A 16035-nucleotide genomic window follows, 5' to 3' on the forward strand; every position below is an offset into this window, starting at 1 on the left:
CGACATCAAAGATCCTATTGGATATCGGACCAAGCTAGGTGTCTGACACAGGAATGACAAGGGGGCGAAACAAAATCGAACGAACACGGGACGGCGGTGGGCCCCCTCCGGAGTCGGAGGGGGCCCACCGCCGCGCTGAGCTGTGCGGAGTCAGCCCTCCGCCGAGGCCCGGCGCGCCACCGCCTCCAGATGGGAGCGCATGGAGGCGCGAAGGGCCTCGGGGTCGCCGGTCTCGAAGGCGGCGAGGATCGCGGTGTGCTCCGCGATCGCCTGGTCCATGTCCATCGTCCCGTGCTGGACGGTCTGTCGGAGCCGGTGGACGTGCGCGCTCAGGGATTCGGCCGACTGTGTCAGGAAACGGTTCCCCGCCGCCCTGATGATCGTCAGGTGGAACTCCCAGTCGGCGGCGAAGTAGTCGCGCAGGTCGGCGAAGTCGGGAGGGGTCTCGCCCGCTCCGCGCACCTCACGCACCCTGTGGGCCGCGAGGACGTGTTGGGCGTGGGCCACACGCAGCTCCGGCAGCAGGTCGTCGGAGTGCCCGGCGGCGCGCTCGACCGCCGCGACCTCGAGGATCGTGCGCATGTCGAAGAGCTCCTCCAGCTGTTCGGGCGTCATGGGCGGGGCGACCCGGTAGCCCTTGAGCGCCACGCGCGACACCAGGCCGGTGTGCTCCAGCTGGACCAGGGCCTCGCGCACTGGTGTGGGGGAGACGGCCATCTCGCGGGCGAGGGAGTCGATGCCGAGGGAGCTCCCCGGGGGTGCGGAGCCGTCGAGCAGCTTCTCCAGGATCGCGTCGTACACGCCGTCCCGAAGGGCGCGGCGGGCGACCACGGCGCCCTTCGTGGTTGAACCCCCGGTGGAGGTGGTCTCTCTTTTGTTCATCTCCACCAGATCCTAGCCCGACGGCTGCGTGACTCGTCGGTCAACTCTGTTCGGCATCGGAAAGATCCTATAGGGTCTATGATTCCAAGCCCGTCGGGTCATCCCACTCGACCCGCGCCGGGCTCGCACGGCCCCCAGGACCGACCCCCGGAGACGACGATGCCCCATACCGCGCAGGACTGGCCGATCGGTGCCGCGCTCCTCCAGTTCCCCGACACCGCACCGGACGGCACGCCGGTGCAGGACGCACCGGCGGCGACGTGGTCCGCCGTACTGAACGAGGTGGCCGCCGAGGGGTTCGCCCACGTGGACCTCACCGACCGCTGGCTGCGTCCGGGGGACCTCTCCCATGAGCGCCTGAGCGAACTGGCCCGCACCCTCGGGGCCCACGACCTCGGCGTCTCCGCGATCTCCGTGACACGCCGCAGCGTGATCGACCCCGACCCGGCCGTCGCCCAGGACAACCTCGACTACCTGCTGCGCACCGTCGACGCCGCCGCCGAGTTGGGCACCACCGTCGTGTGCGCCGGACTGCACCGGCCCCTGACCCTGGCACAGCGGCGGGCCCTCTGGTTCTGGCACGAGCCCGGCGGCGCGGACCCGGTGGACGACGAGCGCACCTGGTCGCTGGCGGTCGAGCGCCTGCGCATCGCCGGTGAACGCGCGGCCCGACACGGGCTGCGCCTGTCCTTGGAGATGTACGAGGACACCTACCTCGGCACCCCGGAGAGCGCGGTCCGCATGGTCCGCGACATCGGACTCCCCAACGTGGGGATCAACCCCGACATCGGCAACCTGGTCCGTCTGCACCGTCCCATGCCGCACTGGGAGGAACTGCTGGTCCCGGTCCTGCCGTACGTCAACTACTGGCACGTGAAGAACTACCACCGCGACTTCGACCCCGCGACCGGTGCCTACTTCACCGTGCCCGCCCCGCTGGAGGGCGGTGTCATCGACTACCGGAGGGCGTTCGAGCTCGTGTTGGGAGCCGGGTTCGACGGTCCGGTCTGCACCGAGCACTACGGGGGCGACGGGCTGGGGGTCTCGGCGCGCAACCGTGAGTACGTGCGCCGCCTCCTCGCCGTCAAACTCCCCGTGGCGGCCCAGGCCGGAGAGGAGGCTCGGGCATGACGCTCCTGGTCAACGACCCGGCGGACTTCGCGGCCGAGGCGCTCGCGGGATTCGGCGCGGCGCACCCGGACGAGGTCCGCGTCATCCACGGGGGAGCGGTGCGGGCCTCCGCCACCCCGCACGGGCAGGTCGCCACGGTCCTCGGCGGCGGCACCGGCCACTACCCGGCGTTCGCGGGCTGGGTCGGCCCCGGGTTCGCGCACGGGGCCGCCTGCGGCAACATCTTCTCCTCGCCCTCCGCCTCCCAGATCTGTTCCGTCGCGCGCGCGGCGGAGAACGGCGGCGGCGTGGTCCTCGGCTTCGGGAACTACGCGGGCGACGTGCTTCACTTCGGGCAGGCGGCCGAGCAGTTGAGGGCCGAGGGGATGGACGTCCGCGTCCTCGCGGTCACCGACGACGTCGCCTCCGGGCCCGCGGACGAGACCGCCCTGCGCAGAGGCATCGCCGGTGACCTCACGGTCCTGAAGATCCTGGGCGCGGCGGCGGAGGCGGGGCTCGGTATCGCGGAGGTCCACCGCGCCGGGGCCAGGGCCAACGCCGCCACCCGGTCCCTGGGTCTGGCCTTCGACGGCTGCACGCTCCCGGGCGCGGACCGGCCCCTGTTCACGGTGGACGCCGGCCGGATGGGGGTGGGACTGGGCATCCACGGTGAGCCCGGCATCGAGCAGCGCCCCCTGCCGACCGCGGACGAGGTCGCCGACCTGTTGGTGGACGGTGTGCTGGCCGAACGCGGCGCGGCCGCCGGGGCCGTGGGCGGCTCCGAGCGTGTGGCCCTGATCCTCAACGGACTCGGCGCCACCAAGTACGAGGAGCTGTACGTCGTCCACCGCAGGGTGAGCGAACGGCTCGCCGCCGAGGGCCTCACCGTCGTCGCCCCGGTCGTGGACGAACAGATCACCAGTCTGGGCATGGCGGGGCTCTCCCTGACCCTCACCTTCCTCGACCCCGAACTGGAGCGGCTCTGGAGGGCCCCCGCCGTGACACCCGCCTTCCGGCGCGGCCACCTCCCGCCCCGCCCTGCACGCACCGACGACCTCGCCGCGGCCCGGCGGACCCCGCCGGTCACCCCAGGGGACGCACCCTCACGGGCGCTCGGGGCGCTGATCGCCCAGGCGCTGGGAACCGTGCGTGACACCGTCGCGACCCACGAGCGCGAACTCGGCGCTATCGACGCCGTCGCCGGGGACGGTGACCACGGCATCGGTATGCGGCGCGGGGCGGAGGCCGCGGTCGGGGCCGCGGAGCGGGCCGTCGTGCTCGGTGCCGGAGCGCGCACCGTCCTGACGCGCGCGGGTGCCGCGTGGTCGGAGAGCGCGGGCGGCACGTCGGGCGCTCTCTGGGGAGCGGCACTGACCGCGTTGGGCTCGGCGCTCGGAGACAACGGGAGGGTCGGACCCGAACGCGCCGTGACGGGTGCCAGGGCCGCGGTCGACGCCGTGGTGCGCCTCGGCGGGGCCAGCCCCGGCGACAAGACGCTCGTCGACGCGGCCCTGCCCTTCGTGGACCGGTGGGCTTCGGCCCTCGGTGACGCGGGCCCGGACGCGGCCTGGGCCGAGGGAGCCGCCGCCGCGCGCCGCGCGGCCGACGCCACGGCCTCGATCCCGGCCCGGCTGGGACGGGCCCGGGCACACGGAGACAACAGCCTCGGCACCCCCGACGCCGGGGCGGTCTCCTTCTCGCTGATCGTCACCGCGCTGACCCCCCTCTTCCAGCGGGACACACACCCCCGACACACACCCGACCTCCAAGAGGAGAACCACTGATGCTGATGCGCGTCGCCGTCGGCTCCGACATCGCGGGCTTCGACTACAAGGAGGTCTTCAAGGCGGACCTCACATCCCACACCGGAGTGGCGGAGGTGATCGACGTCGGGGTCGCCTCCGACCAGGACACCGACTACCCGCACGTGGCGGTCGAGGCGGCACGCCTGGTCGCCGAGGGCCGGGTCGACCGGGCCGTGCTCGTGTGCGGCACCGGCCTCGGCGTGGCCATCGCCGCCAACAAGGTGCCCGGGGTGCGCGCCGTCACCGCCCACGACTCGTTCTCGGTCGAACGGTCGGTCCTGTCCAACGACGCCCAGGTGCTCTGCCTCGGCCAGCGGGTGGTCGGGATCGAACTGGGTCGCAGACTGGTGCGCGAGTGGCTGACCTACAGCTTCGACACGTCCTCGCCCTCCGCCGGGAAGGTGGCGGCGCTGTCCTCCTACGAGCCGGGCGCGGGGCCGTCCGGGAGCGGAGCCTCGGGCCGGTGAGTCGGCCCGAGCTCTGGATCGGCACCAGTTTCAAGATGACCAAGACCCGGGTGCAGGCCGTCGCCTACGCGCGACGCCTGCTCGCGGAGGTCGGCGCGGGCGTGCCGGGGGTCACCGCCTTCGTCATTCCCCCGGCGACGGCCCTGGCCGAGGTGTCGGCCGTCCTCGGGGCGGGTCCCGTCCTGACCGGTGTCCAGAACGCCCACTGGGAGGACGAGGGCGCCTGGACCGGAGAGCTGTCGGTGCCGCAGGCGGCCGACGCCGGGGCCCGGATCGTGGAGATCGGCCACTCGGAGCGGCGCGCGCACTTCGGCGAGACGGACGCGACCGTGCGCCGCAAGGTCCGCGCCGCCCTACGCCACGGGCTGACCCCGCTGGTGTGCTGTGGCGAGAGCGCGGAGGTCCTCGCGCGGGGCGGCTCCGTGGACCACGTGCTCGGGCAGGTGGAGTCCGCCCTCGGTGGCCTCCCCTCCGGTCCCGGCGGCCTCGAGGAAGTGCTGGTCGCCTACGAGCCGATCTGGGCGATCGGGGAGCACGGCCGGGAGCCGCGTCCGGAGGAGGTCGCCGCCGTGCACGGGGCCCTCGCCGCGGAGTGGGGCGACCGCGTCAGGGCCGTCCTGTACGGCGGATCGGTCACCACCGGCAACGCGGCCGACCTGCTGCGGGTCCCCGGCGTGGGCGGACTCTTCGTCGGCCGCTCGGCCTGGGAGATCGAGGGCTACCTGGATCTCCTGGCGACCGGGCGGCGCCATGCCGACGCGACGGGCTGAGTCGCGCGGCCGGTCCCGGCGGCGGGGAGCGGGACGCCCGCTCCCCGCCGACCGCTGTCGTTCCCGTCCGGAGGACGCGGACCGGGCAGGGAGGTCACACGTCCCAGGTGGTCCCGTACCGGTCGGTGAGCTCCCGGACCTCCTCGGGGGAGAGCACCGAGAAGGTGCTCCCCCGGAGGGCGACGACGACGCGCGCGGCCTCCTCCAGCTCGATCGCTCCGGCCAGGGCGGTCCCCGGGTCCGCGCCCGCCACCAGGGAGCCGTGGTTGGCGAGCAGCGCCGCGTCGAACCTCCCCGGCAGCTTCGCGAGGTTCTCGGCCAGCCGGTGGCTGCCGGGCGCCGCGTAGGGGACCAGGGGAGCCTGGCCCACACGCATGACGAGGTAGGGCGTGACGGGCGGCAGCGCCGACGTGGCCGACCACGCGGGCAGGCAGGAGGCCGCCGTGGAGTGCGGCGAGTGCAGGTGGACGACGGCGCGCGCCGACCCGGACCTGCGGTACATCTCCAGGTGGAGCGGGAACTCCTTCGACGGGGCGGGACCGCCGGTGTGCGTCCCCGCGTCGTCCAGCACCGACAGGCCCTCGGGTTCGAGATCCCCCAGGGAGACCCCGGTCGGGCTCATCAGGACGGTGCCCCCGACCCTGACCGAGACGTTGCCCGAGGATCCCGGGCTCAGTCCCAGGTCCACGGCGCGGCGTCCCGTCGCGCACAGCTCCTCGGCGGCGCGTCGTGTCTGCTCGTTCACGCGCCCTCCTCCCACGCCCGCACGAACAGGTCCTCGGCGCCGAAGTTCCCGGATTTGAGCATCAGGTGGATGTCCTCACCGTCGCGGTGACCGAGCATCCAGGCCACTCCGGGATCGACCTCCGGGCCCAGGGTGAGCGAGCCGACACCGAGCCGACGCACCACCGCTCCGCTGGTCTCACCACCCGCCACCAGGAGCGCACGTGTCCCCGCGGCAATCAGACGTTCCGCGATCTCGGCCAGGGCCCGCTCGATCACCGGCGCGTCCGCCGTGTCCACGACGTCCTCCGGCGACGCGGTCGCGTAGACGACGAACGGGGCCGCCTCGCTGGCCCGCGCCTCCGTGACGGCGCTCGACACCACGGCCTCGAAGTCCTCCCGGAGCGCTGCGGCGCGGATCCGGAGACCGGAGCCCGACGAGAGAGCGTGCCGCACCTGTCCCTGAGTGGCCCGGGAGGCGCTGCCCGACAGCACCACGCGCGGACCGCCGGGCAGGGTGAACTCCGAGCGCTCGTCGGACCGGGGGCCGCAGAGCCCCTGGGCGAGCGCGCTGCCGCCGGTCAGCAGACGCAGGTCGTCCGTCGCGGCGGCCAGGGTCCGGAGGTCGGCGTCACGCAGGGCGTCCACGACCACGAACCGAGCTCCGGCCTCCCGGGCGGCGCCGATGGCGTCGCGCACCGCGTCGGCGCCCTGGGACACCACCGGCCACGGCACCAGGGCCGTGTCGTCCGCGCCCCGGCTGACCTGTGGTTCGAGCAGCCGGAGCAGGTTCGAGTCGGTCATGGGGGTGAGCGGGTGGTGGCGCATGGGCGACTCGTCCAGCGGCTCGTCGCCGACGAACAGGTGGCCCCGGTAGACGGTGCGCCCGTTCGCGGGGAAGGCCGGGGCGATCACCGTGACCTCCTCGTCCAGGGCCTCCAGGACCGCCTCGGAGACCGGGCCGATGTTGCCCTCCGGAGTGGAGTCGAAGGTGGAGCAGTACTTGACGTAGAACCGTTCACACCCGGCCCGGCGCAGCCACGCCAGCGCGTCCAGCGACACCGCGACCGCCTCGTCGACGGGCATCGTGCGCGACTTCAGGGCCACGACCACGGCGTCGGCACCGTTCGCGGCGTCGAGCGTGTGCCGCTCGCCGTCCGCGTCCGCTCCCAGGACGACGGTGGTGCGGAAGCCCGCGGACGTGAGCGTGATGGCGAGGTCGGTGGCTCCGGTGAGATCGTCGGCGATCGCGCCGAGGGTCGCCATGGGTTCTCCTGTGGATCGATGGTGGTGGACGGACGGGGGGAGGGGCGACGGCGTGGAGGGGTGTTCCGTGGAGGGGGACCCCACGGAACACCCCCTAGACGAGACCGGTCGCGATCATGACGTTCAGGACGGCGAACCCGGTGATACCGGAGATGACCGAGGCCACCCCGATGGAGCGGATGCCCTGCCCGACGGTCATGTTCGACAGCGTCGTGGTGACCCAGAAGCCGGAGGAGTTCGCGTGCTTCATGATCTGCGCGCCGGTCGCGCAGGCCAGGTACACCACCAGCGGCGAGAGGTCGAGGGCGGGCAGGAGCGGCTGCATGATCGCGGCCGAGGTCATGACGCCCAGGATGTTGGAGCCGGTGATGGTGCACACGGCGGCGGCGATGAGGAACGGGATGATGACCGGGGACAGCCCGGTGCTCTCGATCGTTCCCGCGACGTTCTCGGCCACTCCGGTCTCCCGGATGATGGTGGCCAGCGCGCCGCCGACACCGGTCAGCGCGAGGGGCATGGCCGCGATGCGCAGTCCGGACTCGAACAGGTCGTTGAGGGTGGCCTTGTCCCGCCAGCGCCCCCGGAAGAGGGGCAGGGCGAGGAGGCAGGCGAGGAACAGCGCCATCGTCGGCTCACCGACGAACAGCACGGTCGCGGTGAACCACGAACCCTCGGGCAGGATCGGGGCGGTCAGGGACGCGACCACGATGAAGACGATGGGCGCCAGGATCGGGAGCAGGGAGCCGAAGAGCCCGACCCGGGGCGCCTCGTCCCCGCCGGTGACGGCGTCTGAGGAGGCGCCGGCCGACCCGGAGGCCCCGGAGGAACCACCCCCGGCGTTGGCCAGGTGCTCGACGAACTCGGGCTTGGGCGGCACGTGCGTCTTGGTCCGCGACAGGTAGATCGTGGCGGCCAGGATGCCGGGGACGCCCACGGCCAGTCCGTAGATGATGGCCTCGCCCATGCTGACGTCCAGGAGCGAGGCGGACGCGAGCGGGCCCGGACCGGGCGGGATGACCGAGGTCATGACGTAGGCGCCGATGTAGAGGATCGGGCCGAGCTTCATCATCGAGATGCCCGTGCGGTAGGCCAGGGCGGAGACGATGGGGATGAGCATGACGACGGCGGTGTCCGCGATGAGCGGGATGCCGAGGACGGTGGAGGCCAGGGCGATCGCCCAGGGCACCTTGTTCTCGGAGAACAGCCGCAGGGCCGTCTCGGTGATCTTCATGGCCGCGCCGCTCAGTTCGAGCATCTTGCCCAGGACGCAGCCGAAGATGATCAGGAGGCCGACGTTGGCCAGTGTGCTCCCGAAACCCTCCTTGACCAGCTCGACGGTTCCGGTGCCGCCCATGCCCAGGACGAGCCCGAGTGCCACGACGACGATGAACAGCGTGGCCACGGGGTGGACCTTGAACCGTGCGATGAAGAGCACGAGCACGGCGATGGCGCCAAGGAACGCCAACAGTGTGAGGACGTCCGACATGTCACTGCTCTCCGGTGTTCAGGGGCGAGCGTGTGCGCGCCTGGTTCCAGGTGTCGAGGAGCGTGTCCTCGGGTTCGGCCAGGTCGCCCAGGAGCAGCAGCTCCCCGGCGGCCACGTCGCGGGCCAGGGTGGTGTGCGCCGCCAGGTAGAGGGGCGCGACGTCGGCGGGGGCGTCGGCGGAGTCCAGCAGGACGGGCGCCACACCGGTCACGTCGTGGTGGTGGCCGCCCATGTCGAGCCTGGTCCCGGCGGGAAGCGCGGTGCGGGCCCGTCCGGCCAGGACTGCGTGCGGGGCGGGCGGACGCGAGCCCGCGGCCCGGTGGTGGTCGGCGGCGGCCAGCACGCTCAGCGGTGTCTCCACACCCATGAGGTGGTACGGCAGGTACAGGCAGGCGTAGCGTCCCGAACGCGAGACCACGTGGCCCTTCTGCGCGAGGAGTGACCAGGAGACGTCGTCACCGGTGCGGACGACGGCGAAGACGCCGCCGGCGAAGGAGGCCTCGTCCGGCAGGCGCAGCACGCTGAAGACGTCCACGACGCCCGAACGGGTCAGGATGCCGCCGTCCTCCGCGAGTGCGTAGACGTCGGCCAGCTCGGCCGTGCGCGCGACGGGGTAGTGCAGGGACTCCACGTCGGGTACCAGGCCGGTGAAGTTGGCGACCACGCCCATCTCGCAGTAGTCGGCGGCGGCCGAACGCGTGATGTCGGAGACGGCCAGGGCCCGGGAGGCGAGCGTGGCGGGCACGTCCTCGCCCAGGGTGAGCAGGGAGGCCATCTCGGGAGCGTGGACCTCCTGGTCGAGCTGGCGCACGCGGCCGGTGGCGGGGTCGAAGACGAGGTCGTACTCACCGGACTTGCCGATGGCGACGACGTCGAGCCCGAGCAGGCGCGTGCGCTCGTACCACTCGATGAGGTTGGCGGGCTGGTCCCCGATGCCGGGCGTGTAGACCACGCCCCGCTCGGCGGCCAGGGCGGCCAGGGCGACGCCGGAGACGGAGTCGACCTCCTTGGAGACCATCACCACGTGGCGACCGGTCCCGATGGCCAGCCGCGCGGCGTCGGTGCCCGCCGCGGGGCTGCCGGTGGCCTCGACGAGCACGTCGTAGTCGGCGTGTTCGAGCAGGGCGGCGTCGTCGATCACGGCGATCTCGTCACCGGACAGCGCGGCCAGGTCGCCGGGGGTGGAACACGCCCTCAACGCGGCGGCCGGGTACCCGAGTTCGACGCACAGGGCGACGGTCCCCTCGGTGTCCAGGTCGCACAGGACCGAGGGACGCAGGCGTTCCATGCGCGGCGTCTGGGCGAGCAGTGTGCGGGCGAAGCCGCCCCGTGCTCCGGTGATCGCGTAGCGCACGGTCGGCGGGGGCGGACCCGTGGTGCTGGTGGCTTGCATGGTTCTCCTTCTCTCACGTCACGGTGGACACGCTGTCCTCATCCGTAACGGCAACACGCCCTGTTTAACAGGAGAGGAACATGCGAGTCAACAATTATCACGCCTCGTATCATCTGGTAACACTCGCTACCATGGTCCTGTGAACGCACTCGAAGGAGGACGATGATCCCGGCGCAACGGCGCGAACTGCTCCTGAGAGAACTGCGCGGCACGGGTGTGCTGAGCGTGAAGGAGCTCTGCGACATCCTCGGTGTCTCGCACATGACGGTCCGCCGCGACATCATGAACCTGGAGGAGGAGGGGCGGGTCCGATCGGTCCCCGGCGGCGTGGAACTCGCCTCCCAGGTCCGCACCGAGCCCTCCTACCTGGACAAGTCCCGTCTGGACCTGGACGAGAAGCGCGCCATGGCCCAGGCGGCGGCCGCCCTGGTCGAGGACGGTCACACCGTCTACCTGGACGCCGGGACGACCCTGGGTCACCTGGTGCCGTCGCTGTGGGGAGTCACCGGACTCACGGTCATCACCAACGACCTCACCACGGCGGCCTCGCTGTCCGACCACCCCGACCTGTCCCTGTACTTCGTCGGTGGGCAGATCGACCGTGAGAACCGCTCGGCGGTGGGCGACATGGCCGCCGCGACCGTGGCGGAGTTCAACATCGACGTCGCCTTCATGTCGACCAGTTCGTGGGACATCGGGCGCGGTTCGACCACGCCCTCGCGGTCCAAGGTCGCCGTCAAGCGCGCCGCGATGGCGGCCGCGTCGTCGTCGGTGCTGGTCGCCGGGGCCGACAAGTACGGCGCGTTCGGCACCTTCAAGGTCGCCGCGTTGGAGAGCTTCTCGACGGTGATCACCGACGACCGTCTGGCCGAGTCGTCCGCGCGGGCCATACAGGAGGTCGGTGTCAGCCTGGAGATCGTGAGCCCCCAGAGCGTCTCCGACGAGGTGGCGCGTCTGGACCCCACCGTCTGACCCCCACCGTGACCGGCGCCCCCGGTCACGGTGAGGACGGCCCCGAAGTGGCCCCGGTGCCCCGGGGCCCCGGGGACCCACCCCGTCTCGGGCGCGGGGTCAGGGGCGGCGGGTGCGGAAGTCGCGGGAGCCCGGGGCCAGGGCCGCCAGGGCCGGGGCCAGGACGCACAGGGCGGCGCAGCCGAGCAGCACGGTCTGCGCACCGAAGACCTGGGCGGCGGGGGCGATCAGCGCCAGCCCGACCGGGGCGAACCCGTAGGCGAACAGGAAGTCCAGCGACGACACCCGGGCCAGCTTGTCCGGGGCCACTTCGCGCTGGGCGGCGGTGAACCACGGGACGTTGAACAGCTCCACGCCGAGGCCCACGACGGCGTAGGCGGCGAACACCCAGAGTCCGCCGACGGGGAACACCAGGCTCAGCGGCGCGAGGGCGTACAGACCCAGCCCGAACAGGGCCCACCAGCCCTGGGCGCGCGGCTTCCAGCGGGAGACCAGCACCGCTCCGACCAGGGCCCCGGCCGTGTACGCCGTCAGCGCGCCGGCCAGCACGGCCTCGGTCCCGTAGTGGTCGCGGCTGGCCAGGGGGAGCAGGACGTTGGTCGCGGAGTAGCCCAGGGCGATCACCACGGTCAGGGCGCCCAGCCCGGCGAGGAACCAGGTGTGGCGGCGCGCCTCGGTGAGCCCCTCGGCGAACTCCACGTGGAAGGGCGCCCGCGCGGGGCGCTCGACGGGGGTGGCGTCTCCGCCTCGGGGCAGCAGGGCCGCGGCCAGCCAGAGGGCCGCCGTGACCAGCAGGAGCACCTGGGGGCCGGTCACCGTGGCCAGCAGGGCGGTCAGGCCGGGGGCCAGGAAGGTCACCCCACGCACCGAGAAGGTCAGCGCCGCGTTGGCCTGTTGGCGGTCCTCGGCGGGCACCACCTCGGCGGTGAGCGCCTGGAAGGCGGGGCGGCAGGCGCCCTGGCCGACACCCACGACGGCGGCGGCAGCGGTCATCAGGGCGACCGAGCCGCCGCCCAGCCCGGCGGCGAGGACCGGGCTGGCGACGGCCGCCGCCAGCCCGGACCACAGGACCACGGCCCGGCGCGAGTGGCGGTCGGCGTACAGGCCGCCCAGGGGGACCGCGACCAGGAACCCGGCGGTGCGGGCGGCCAGGACGAGCCCGAGCCCCACCGCGCTCAGCGTTCCGTGCAGGACCGCGAGGCCCAGGATGAACGGCATGGCCCAGGTGGCCAGGCCCGACGCGGTGGTCGCGCACCACAGGCGGACGAAGGTCGGCCGGAGCAGCGGTGCGCCACGGCGCTCCCGGGGACGGGTCGTGTTCGGCGTCGTGGACACGAGGAGTACTCATCTCGGTTCGGGGTGTGTAGGGTCTCACTCTAGTGAAAACGATTATCAGTTGCGACTCTGTTGGCGAAACTGGATCCCACGGCGTGGGCGGTTGGCCTGCGGTGGGGTGGATGTCCGCTTCCGTGGGGGTTGGCGCTCGCGTGAAGGGGGCAGCGACCTCGTGGAGCGAGGAGCTCCTCGTGACAACGATAATCGTTTTCGCTATGGTCGTCGGAACCGGCGCCCCCAGGGCGTACCGACCGATGCCCCCTGCCCCGAAAGGCCACGCGTGGACCCCGCACAGATCGCCCAGCTGCCCCCACCGCTGCCCGCCGAACGGATCATCGGCCTCAACCAGCCCAGGGTCGACCTGCACACCCTCCGCTCCTACTCGTGGAACGGGTGGGAGTTCGACGTCCCGCCCGAGGTGTTCCTCCCCGGCGCCACCAGCCGGATGATCCACCAGCGCGTCCTCGACGACGACATCGACGTGCGCGGACGCGTCTACGCCGCCATGGGAGTCGGACTCGGGGTCGAGGCGGCCGTGGCCGGGCTCCGCGGCGCGGCCCGGATCCTCGCCGCCGACGTCCACCCGGCCAGCGTGGCGGCCACCGAGCACAACTACCGGCGCGTCGTCGGCGCGGGGGAGGGGACCGCGTTCGTCCCGCTGGTCTCCGACCTGTTCGCCGCCTTCCCGCCCGAACCGCGACTCGACGTGGTCACCTTCAATCCGCCGGCGGTCAGCCAGCCCGTGAGCGACGACCCCGACATCGTCCGCAACGTCTGCGCGGGCCGACCCGTCACCGACGCGTTCTTCACCCAGCTCGCCGAACGCGACCTCCTGGCCCCCGGCGGCCAGGTCTACTTCGTCGCCTCCAACACCGCGGACCTGCGGGGGATCATCGGCCACGCCGTCGAGGAGGGCTTCACGGCCCACGTCCACCACCTGCACGACTGGAACGACGGAGTCCTGACCTACCTGTTCCGCCTCACCCGGGAGAACGTCAAGTGAGCCACCCCCAGACCCTCGACACCCTTCTCCAGTCGGTGCTCGACACCCCCGACCTCCCCGTCGCCACCAGCGTGTTCTGGGTTCACCACGGCACCCGCCTGGCCGGGGGCGACGTCACCTACCTCAACCAGTACGTCCTCGTCCGGATCGGCCGGGCCTTCGGCGCGTGCTCCTTCGAACCGGGCCAGCTGGACCCTGACGTGTGCGCGGACCTGTCCGGCAGACCCCTGGCCGACCTCCTGAGAGGCCCGGCCCCGGTACGGCTCGCCGCGTTGGACGCCTACCTGGGCCAGGCCCACCCCCACTCCGAGGACCCCCGCGCCGAACGGGTCACCCTCCCGTACGGCACCCCCGAGGAGCGCGCCGTCGCCCGCGACCGCGCGATCGCCGGTCTCCTCCCCGACCCCGACGGCAGGCGGATCGCCCTGATCGGCGTGGTCAACCCCCTCGTGGCCGCGATCCGGGAGCGGGGCGGCCAGTGCCTGCCCTGCGACCTCAACCTCCGCCGCACCCAGTGGGGAGACCCCGTCAGCCCCGACATGGAGGAGGTCCTGGCCGAGGCCGACGCGGTCGTGGCCACCGGCATGACCCTGGGCAACGGCAGCTTCGACCGCGTCCTGGAACGCTGCCGCGAACGCGACCTTCCGTTGGTCCTGTACGCGCAGAGCGGCAGCGCGGTCGCCCGGGCCTTCCTCGGCTCGGGCGTCACGGCGGTCTCCGCCGAACCCTTCCCGTTCTCGCAGTTCAGCGCAGAACCGACCCACCTCTACCGCTACCGAGAAGGAACCCGAGAGTGACCGTAGGAACTGGACAGGCGACCTGCCACCACGGTGAGATCCTCCAGGGCGTGTTCCTGGACGAGCGGGGACGCCCCACCCGTGGTCTGGTCACCCTGCCGATGTCCGAGCCCCGGACCCGCGCGCTGTTCACCCCGTTCTCCGTGAAGGCGCCCCGGCACGTCGTCGTCGACCCCCTCGACCGGGCCAAGGCGGCACGCGCCGCCGAACTCGCCGTGGCGGAGTGCGCGCGCGTGGCCGGGACACCGCTGGTGGGCGGCTACCTCAGCGTCCGGGGCGGGGCCCGGCCCGGGCTCGGCATGGGTTCGTCCACCAGCGACGTGACGGCATCGGTGCGCGCGGTCGCGGCCGGGCTCGGCGTGGAGCTGTCTCCGGAGTCCGTGGCCCGGGTCGCTGTCGCGGCGGAGGGCGCCAGCGACCCGGTCATGTTCGGGGAGCGCCCCCTGCTGTTCGCCCAGCGTGAGGGCCGTGTCCTGGAGGAGTTGGGCCCCGTGCTGCCGGAGATGGCGGTCGTGGGCTGTCTGACCGGAAGTGGCCAACCGGTCGACACCCTCTCCTTGAAGGGGAACGCACGACGGGGGGACATCGCCGTCTACGAGAGGTTGCGTGCCGCGCTGCGTACCGCGATCACCGAGGAGGACGTGGCCGGGGTCGGGCGCGTCAGCACCGAAAGTGCCATCCTCAACCAGCGTGTGCTGCCCAAGGACGAGCTGGGCACGCTGAGGGAGGTCGCCCGCGAGTGCGGTGCGGTGGGCATCCAGGTGGCGCACAGCGGCAACGTGGCCGGTGTGCTCTTCGACGCGGCCGCCCCCGATCTCGGGGAACGCCTCGCGGCCGCCGCCGACCGCCTCGACGCGGCGGGGCTCACCCCCCACCGCGTGTTCTCCACGTCCACACGGTTCGGTGCCTCGCCGCCCCCCTTCGCGCGGCCCGTCCTCACCGGGGTCGCCTCGACCCCTCCCACCCCGGCCCCACCACCCTCGACCACCGCGGAGCCACCTTGGACGAGCACGTTTCGGAAGCCATCGCCAGACCCGACCTGATCGACCTCGGCGGGGGCCTGTTGTGCCTGCGCTTCGAGTCCATGAAGGTGGCCTCCGCACTCGCGGCCGTACGCCACCTGCTCGACACCGGGGTGGTCCGCCCCGGTGACACCCTCATGGACAGCTCCAGCGGCATCTACGCCTACGGGCTGGCCCTGGCCGCCCACCGGTACGGCCTGCGCTGCCACATCATCGGTTCCACCACCATCGACCAGCCCCTCCGCCTCCAACTGGCGATCCTGGGCGCCACCCTGGAGCAGATGCCGCCCTCGGACGACCTCCGGCTGGACCAGGACCGCCGGGTGCGACGGGTCGGGGAAGTGCTCCGTGAACACCCCGACTACCACTGGATGCGGCAGTACCACGACGTCGTCCACGGCCTCGGCTACCGGGCGGTGGCCGACCAGATCCGCAAGGAGACCGGAGACGGCCCGCTCACCCTGGTGGGCGGGGTCGGATCGGGCGCCTCCACCGGGGCGCTCGCCCGCTACCTGAGGGAGAGCGCCCCGGACACCCCGCTCGTGGGGGTCCAGCCGTTCGGCAGCGTCACCTTCGGCAGCGACCACGTCACGGACCCGCAGATCATCATCGCGGGGATCGGCAGCTCCATCCCCTTCGGCAACGTCGACCACACCCTGTACGACACCCTGCACTGGACCGGTTTCGACGCGGCCCTGGCCGGGAGCACGGACCTGCTCCGCCGCCACGCGGTCTTCGCTGGGCTCTCCACGGGAGCCGCCTACCTGGTGGCGCGCTGGGAGGCGGCGGCCGCCCCGGACCGGCGGGTGGTGTTCGTGGCCCCCGACACCGGACACCGGTACGTGGACACGGTCTTCGCGCGGCACGAGGAGGCCGCTGACGTCACCGACCTCGTTCCCCGGGAGGTCGGTGACCTCAAGGAGCTGTCGCCGCCCTGGTGCCGGATGGCCTGGGGGCGCCAGCCCGCCCCGGAACGGGCGGTCCACCGGGAGTGACCGACCTGA

At 72.6% G+C, this 16035-nt stretch carries 15 protein-coding genes; 9 read left to right on the plus strand and 6 right to left on the minus strand.

The features are described 5' to 3' along the window. Positions 1-150: 150 nt before the first annotated feature. Positions 151-882 (minus strand): GntR family transcriptional regulator, encoded by a 732-nt coding sequence (locus tag ACRWK8_RS11425; RefSeq protein ID WP_378748496.1) that lies wholly within the window; start codon positions 880-882, stop codon positions 151-153. 159 nt (positions 883-1041) lie between these two features. On the opposite strand from ACRWK8_RS11425, the gene ACRWK8_RS11430 reads away from it, so the two are divergent. From ACRWK8_RS11430 to ACRWK8_RS11445, 4 genes are read left to right on the plus strand one after another with little or no spacing between them, the layout of a single operon-like run. After that, the gene (locus ACRWK8_RS11430; protein WP_378748492.1) at positions 1042-2013 is read left to right on the plus strand and encodes a sugar phosphate isomerase/epimerase family protein; all 972 of its coding nucleotides are present in this window, start codon (positions 1042-1044) and stop codon (positions 2011-2013) included. Next, positions 2010-3776, plus strand: a complete 1767-nt coding sequence (locus ACRWK8_RS11435; RefSeq protein WP_431870127.1) for a dihydroxyacetone kinase family protein — start codon at positions 2010-2012, stop codon at positions 3774-3776. The genes ACRWK8_RS11430 and ACRWK8_RS11435 overlap by 4 nt, the downstream gene beginning before the upstream one ends. Continuing rightward, a complete protein-coding gene (locus ACRWK8_RS11440; protein ID WP_431870129.1) occupies positions 3776-4264 on the plus strand; it encodes a ribose-5-phosphate isomerase in 489 nt (162 codons plus the stop codon). Before ACRWK8_RS11435 ends, ACRWK8_RS11440 begins: the two co-directional genes overlap by 1 nt. Next, the gene (locus tag ACRWK8_RS11445) at positions 4261-5034 is read left to right on the plus strand and encodes a triose-phosphate isomerase (protein WP_378748476.1); all 774 of its coding nucleotides are present in this window, start codon (positions 4261-4263) and stop codon (positions 5032-5034) included. Before ACRWK8_RS11440 ends, ACRWK8_RS11445 begins: the two co-directional genes overlap by 4 nt. A gap of 94 nt (positions 5035-5128) precedes the next feature. On the opposite strand, the gene ACRWK8_RS11450 is transcribed toward ACRWK8_RS11445, so the two are convergent. From ACRWK8_RS11450 to ACRWK8_RS11465, 4 genes are all read right to left on the minus strand, one after another. Beyond that, positions 5129-5779, minus strand: coding sequence for a class II aldolase/adducin family protein (locus ACRWK8_RS11450; RefSeq protein ID WP_431870131.1), 651 nt, complete (start codon positions 5777-5779; stop codon positions 5129-5131). Continuing rightward, positions 5776-7023: a 3-oxo-tetronate kinase gene (otnK, locus tag ACRWK8_RS11455; protein ID WP_431870133.1), complete on the minus strand. Its 1248-nt coding sequence runs from the start codon at positions 7021-7023 to the stop codon at positions 5776-5778. The genes ACRWK8_RS11450 and otnK overlap by 4 nt, the downstream gene beginning before the upstream one ends. Before the next feature lie 94 nt (positions 7024-7117). Beyond that, on the minus strand, positions 7118-8509 hold the full coding sequence (locus ACRWK8_RS11460) for a GntP family permease (protein WP_378746102.1): 1392 nt from the start codon (positions 8507-8509) through the stop codon (positions 7118-7120). Between the two features lies 1 nt (position 8510). After that, positions 8511-9902: a homoserine dehydrogenase gene (locus ACRWK8_RS11465; RefSeq protein ID WP_431870136.1), complete on the minus strand. Its 1392-nt coding sequence runs from the start codon at positions 9900-9902 to the stop codon at positions 8511-8513. 162 nt (positions 9903-10064) lie between these two features. Between ACRWK8_RS11465 and ACRWK8_RS11470 the strand changes: the two genes are divergently transcribed. Further along, entirely contained in the window at positions 10065-10874 is an 810-nt protein-coding gene (locus tag ACRWK8_RS11470; RefSeq protein ID WP_378746088.1) for a DeoR/GlpR family DNA-binding transcription regulator, read from the plus strand. A 99-nt stretch (positions 10875-10973) separates the two neighbouring features. On the opposite strand, the gene ACRWK8_RS11475 is transcribed toward ACRWK8_RS11470, so the two are convergent. Beyond that, complete coding sequence (locus tag ACRWK8_RS11475) at positions 10974-12209, minus strand: MFS transporter (protein ID WP_431870138.1); 1236 nt, start codon at positions 12207-12209, stop codon at positions 10974-10976. A gap of 280 nt (positions 12210-12489) precedes the next feature. Between ACRWK8_RS11475 and ACRWK8_RS11480 the strand changes: the two genes are divergently transcribed. Genes ACRWK8_RS11480 through ACRWK8_RS11495 form a run of 4 tightly spaced genes read left to right on the plus strand, consistent with a single transcriptional unit; the run spans position 12490 to position 16026 of the window. After that, entirely contained in the window at positions 12490-13212 is a 723-nt protein-coding gene (locus tag ACRWK8_RS11480; protein WP_378746070.1) for a class I SAM-dependent methyltransferase, read from the plus strand. Then, positions 13209-14009, plus strand: coding sequence for a Rossmann-like domain-containing protein (locus ACRWK8_RS11485; RefSeq protein WP_431870140.1), 801 nt, complete (start codon positions 13209-13211; stop codon positions 14007-14009). Before ACRWK8_RS11480 ends, ACRWK8_RS11485 begins: the two co-directional genes overlap by 4 nt. Then, positions 14006-15052: a GHMP family kinase ATP-binding protein gene (locus ACRWK8_RS11490; RefSeq protein WP_378746052.1), complete on the plus strand. Its 1047-nt coding sequence runs from the start codon at positions 14006-14008 to the stop codon at positions 15050-15052. Before ACRWK8_RS11485 ends, ACRWK8_RS11490 begins: the two co-directional genes overlap by 4 nt. After that, positions 15010-16026 carry a pyridoxal-phosphate dependent enzyme gene (locus tag ACRWK8_RS11495; protein WP_431870143.1) on the plus strand — a complete coding sequence of 339 codons (1017 nt, stop codon included), beginning with the start codon at positions 15010-15012 and terminating at the stop codon, positions 16024-16026. Before ACRWK8_RS11490 ends, ACRWK8_RS11495 begins: the two co-directional genes overlap by 43 nt. Positions 16027-16035: the final 9 nt, after the last annotated feature.

The sequence above is a fragment of the Nocardiopsis eucommiae genome, assembly GCF_965344335.1.
Lineage (GTDB): Bacteria > Actinomycetota > Actinomycetes > Streptosporangiales > Streptosporangiaceae > Nocardiopsis > Nocardiopsis eucommiae.

What these genes read in the sequence shown, in the direction of transcription:
- ACRWK8_RS11425 (WP_378748496.1), bottom strand. Translation starts at nt 882, where the DNA reads ATGAACAAAAGAGAGACCACCTCCACCGGGGGTTCAACCACGAAGGGC.
- ACRWK8_RS11440 (WP_431870129.1), top strand. Translation starts at nt 3,776, where the DNA reads ATGCTGATGCGCGTCGCCGTCGGCTCCGACATCGCGGGCTTCGACTAC.
- ACRWK8_RS11435 (WP_431870127.1), top strand. Translation starts at nt 2,010, where the DNA reads ATGACGCTCCTGGTCAACGACCCGGCGGACTTCGCGGCCGAGGCGCTC.
- ACRWK8_RS11460 (WP_378746102.1), bottom strand. Translation starts at nt 8,509, where the DNA reads ATGTCGGACGTCCTCACACTGTTGGCGTTCCTTGGCGCCATCGCCGTG.
- ACRWK8_RS11430 (WP_378748492.1), top strand. Translation starts at nt 1,042, where the DNA reads ATGCCCCATACCGCGCAGGACTGGCCGATCGGTGCCGCGCTCCTCCAG.
- otnK (WP_431870133.1), bottom strand. Translation starts at nt 7,023, where the DNA reads ATGGCGACCCTCGGCGCGATCGCCGACGATCTCACCGGAGCCACCGAC.
- ACRWK8_RS11470 (WP_378746088.1), top strand. Translation starts at nt 10,065, where the DNA reads ATGATCCCGGCGCAACGGCGCGAACTGCTCCTGAGAGAACTGCGCGGC.
- ACRWK8_RS11465 (WP_431870136.1), bottom strand. Translation starts at nt 9,902, where the DNA reads ATGCAAGCCACCAGCACCACGGGTCCGCCCCCGCCGACCGTGCGCTAC.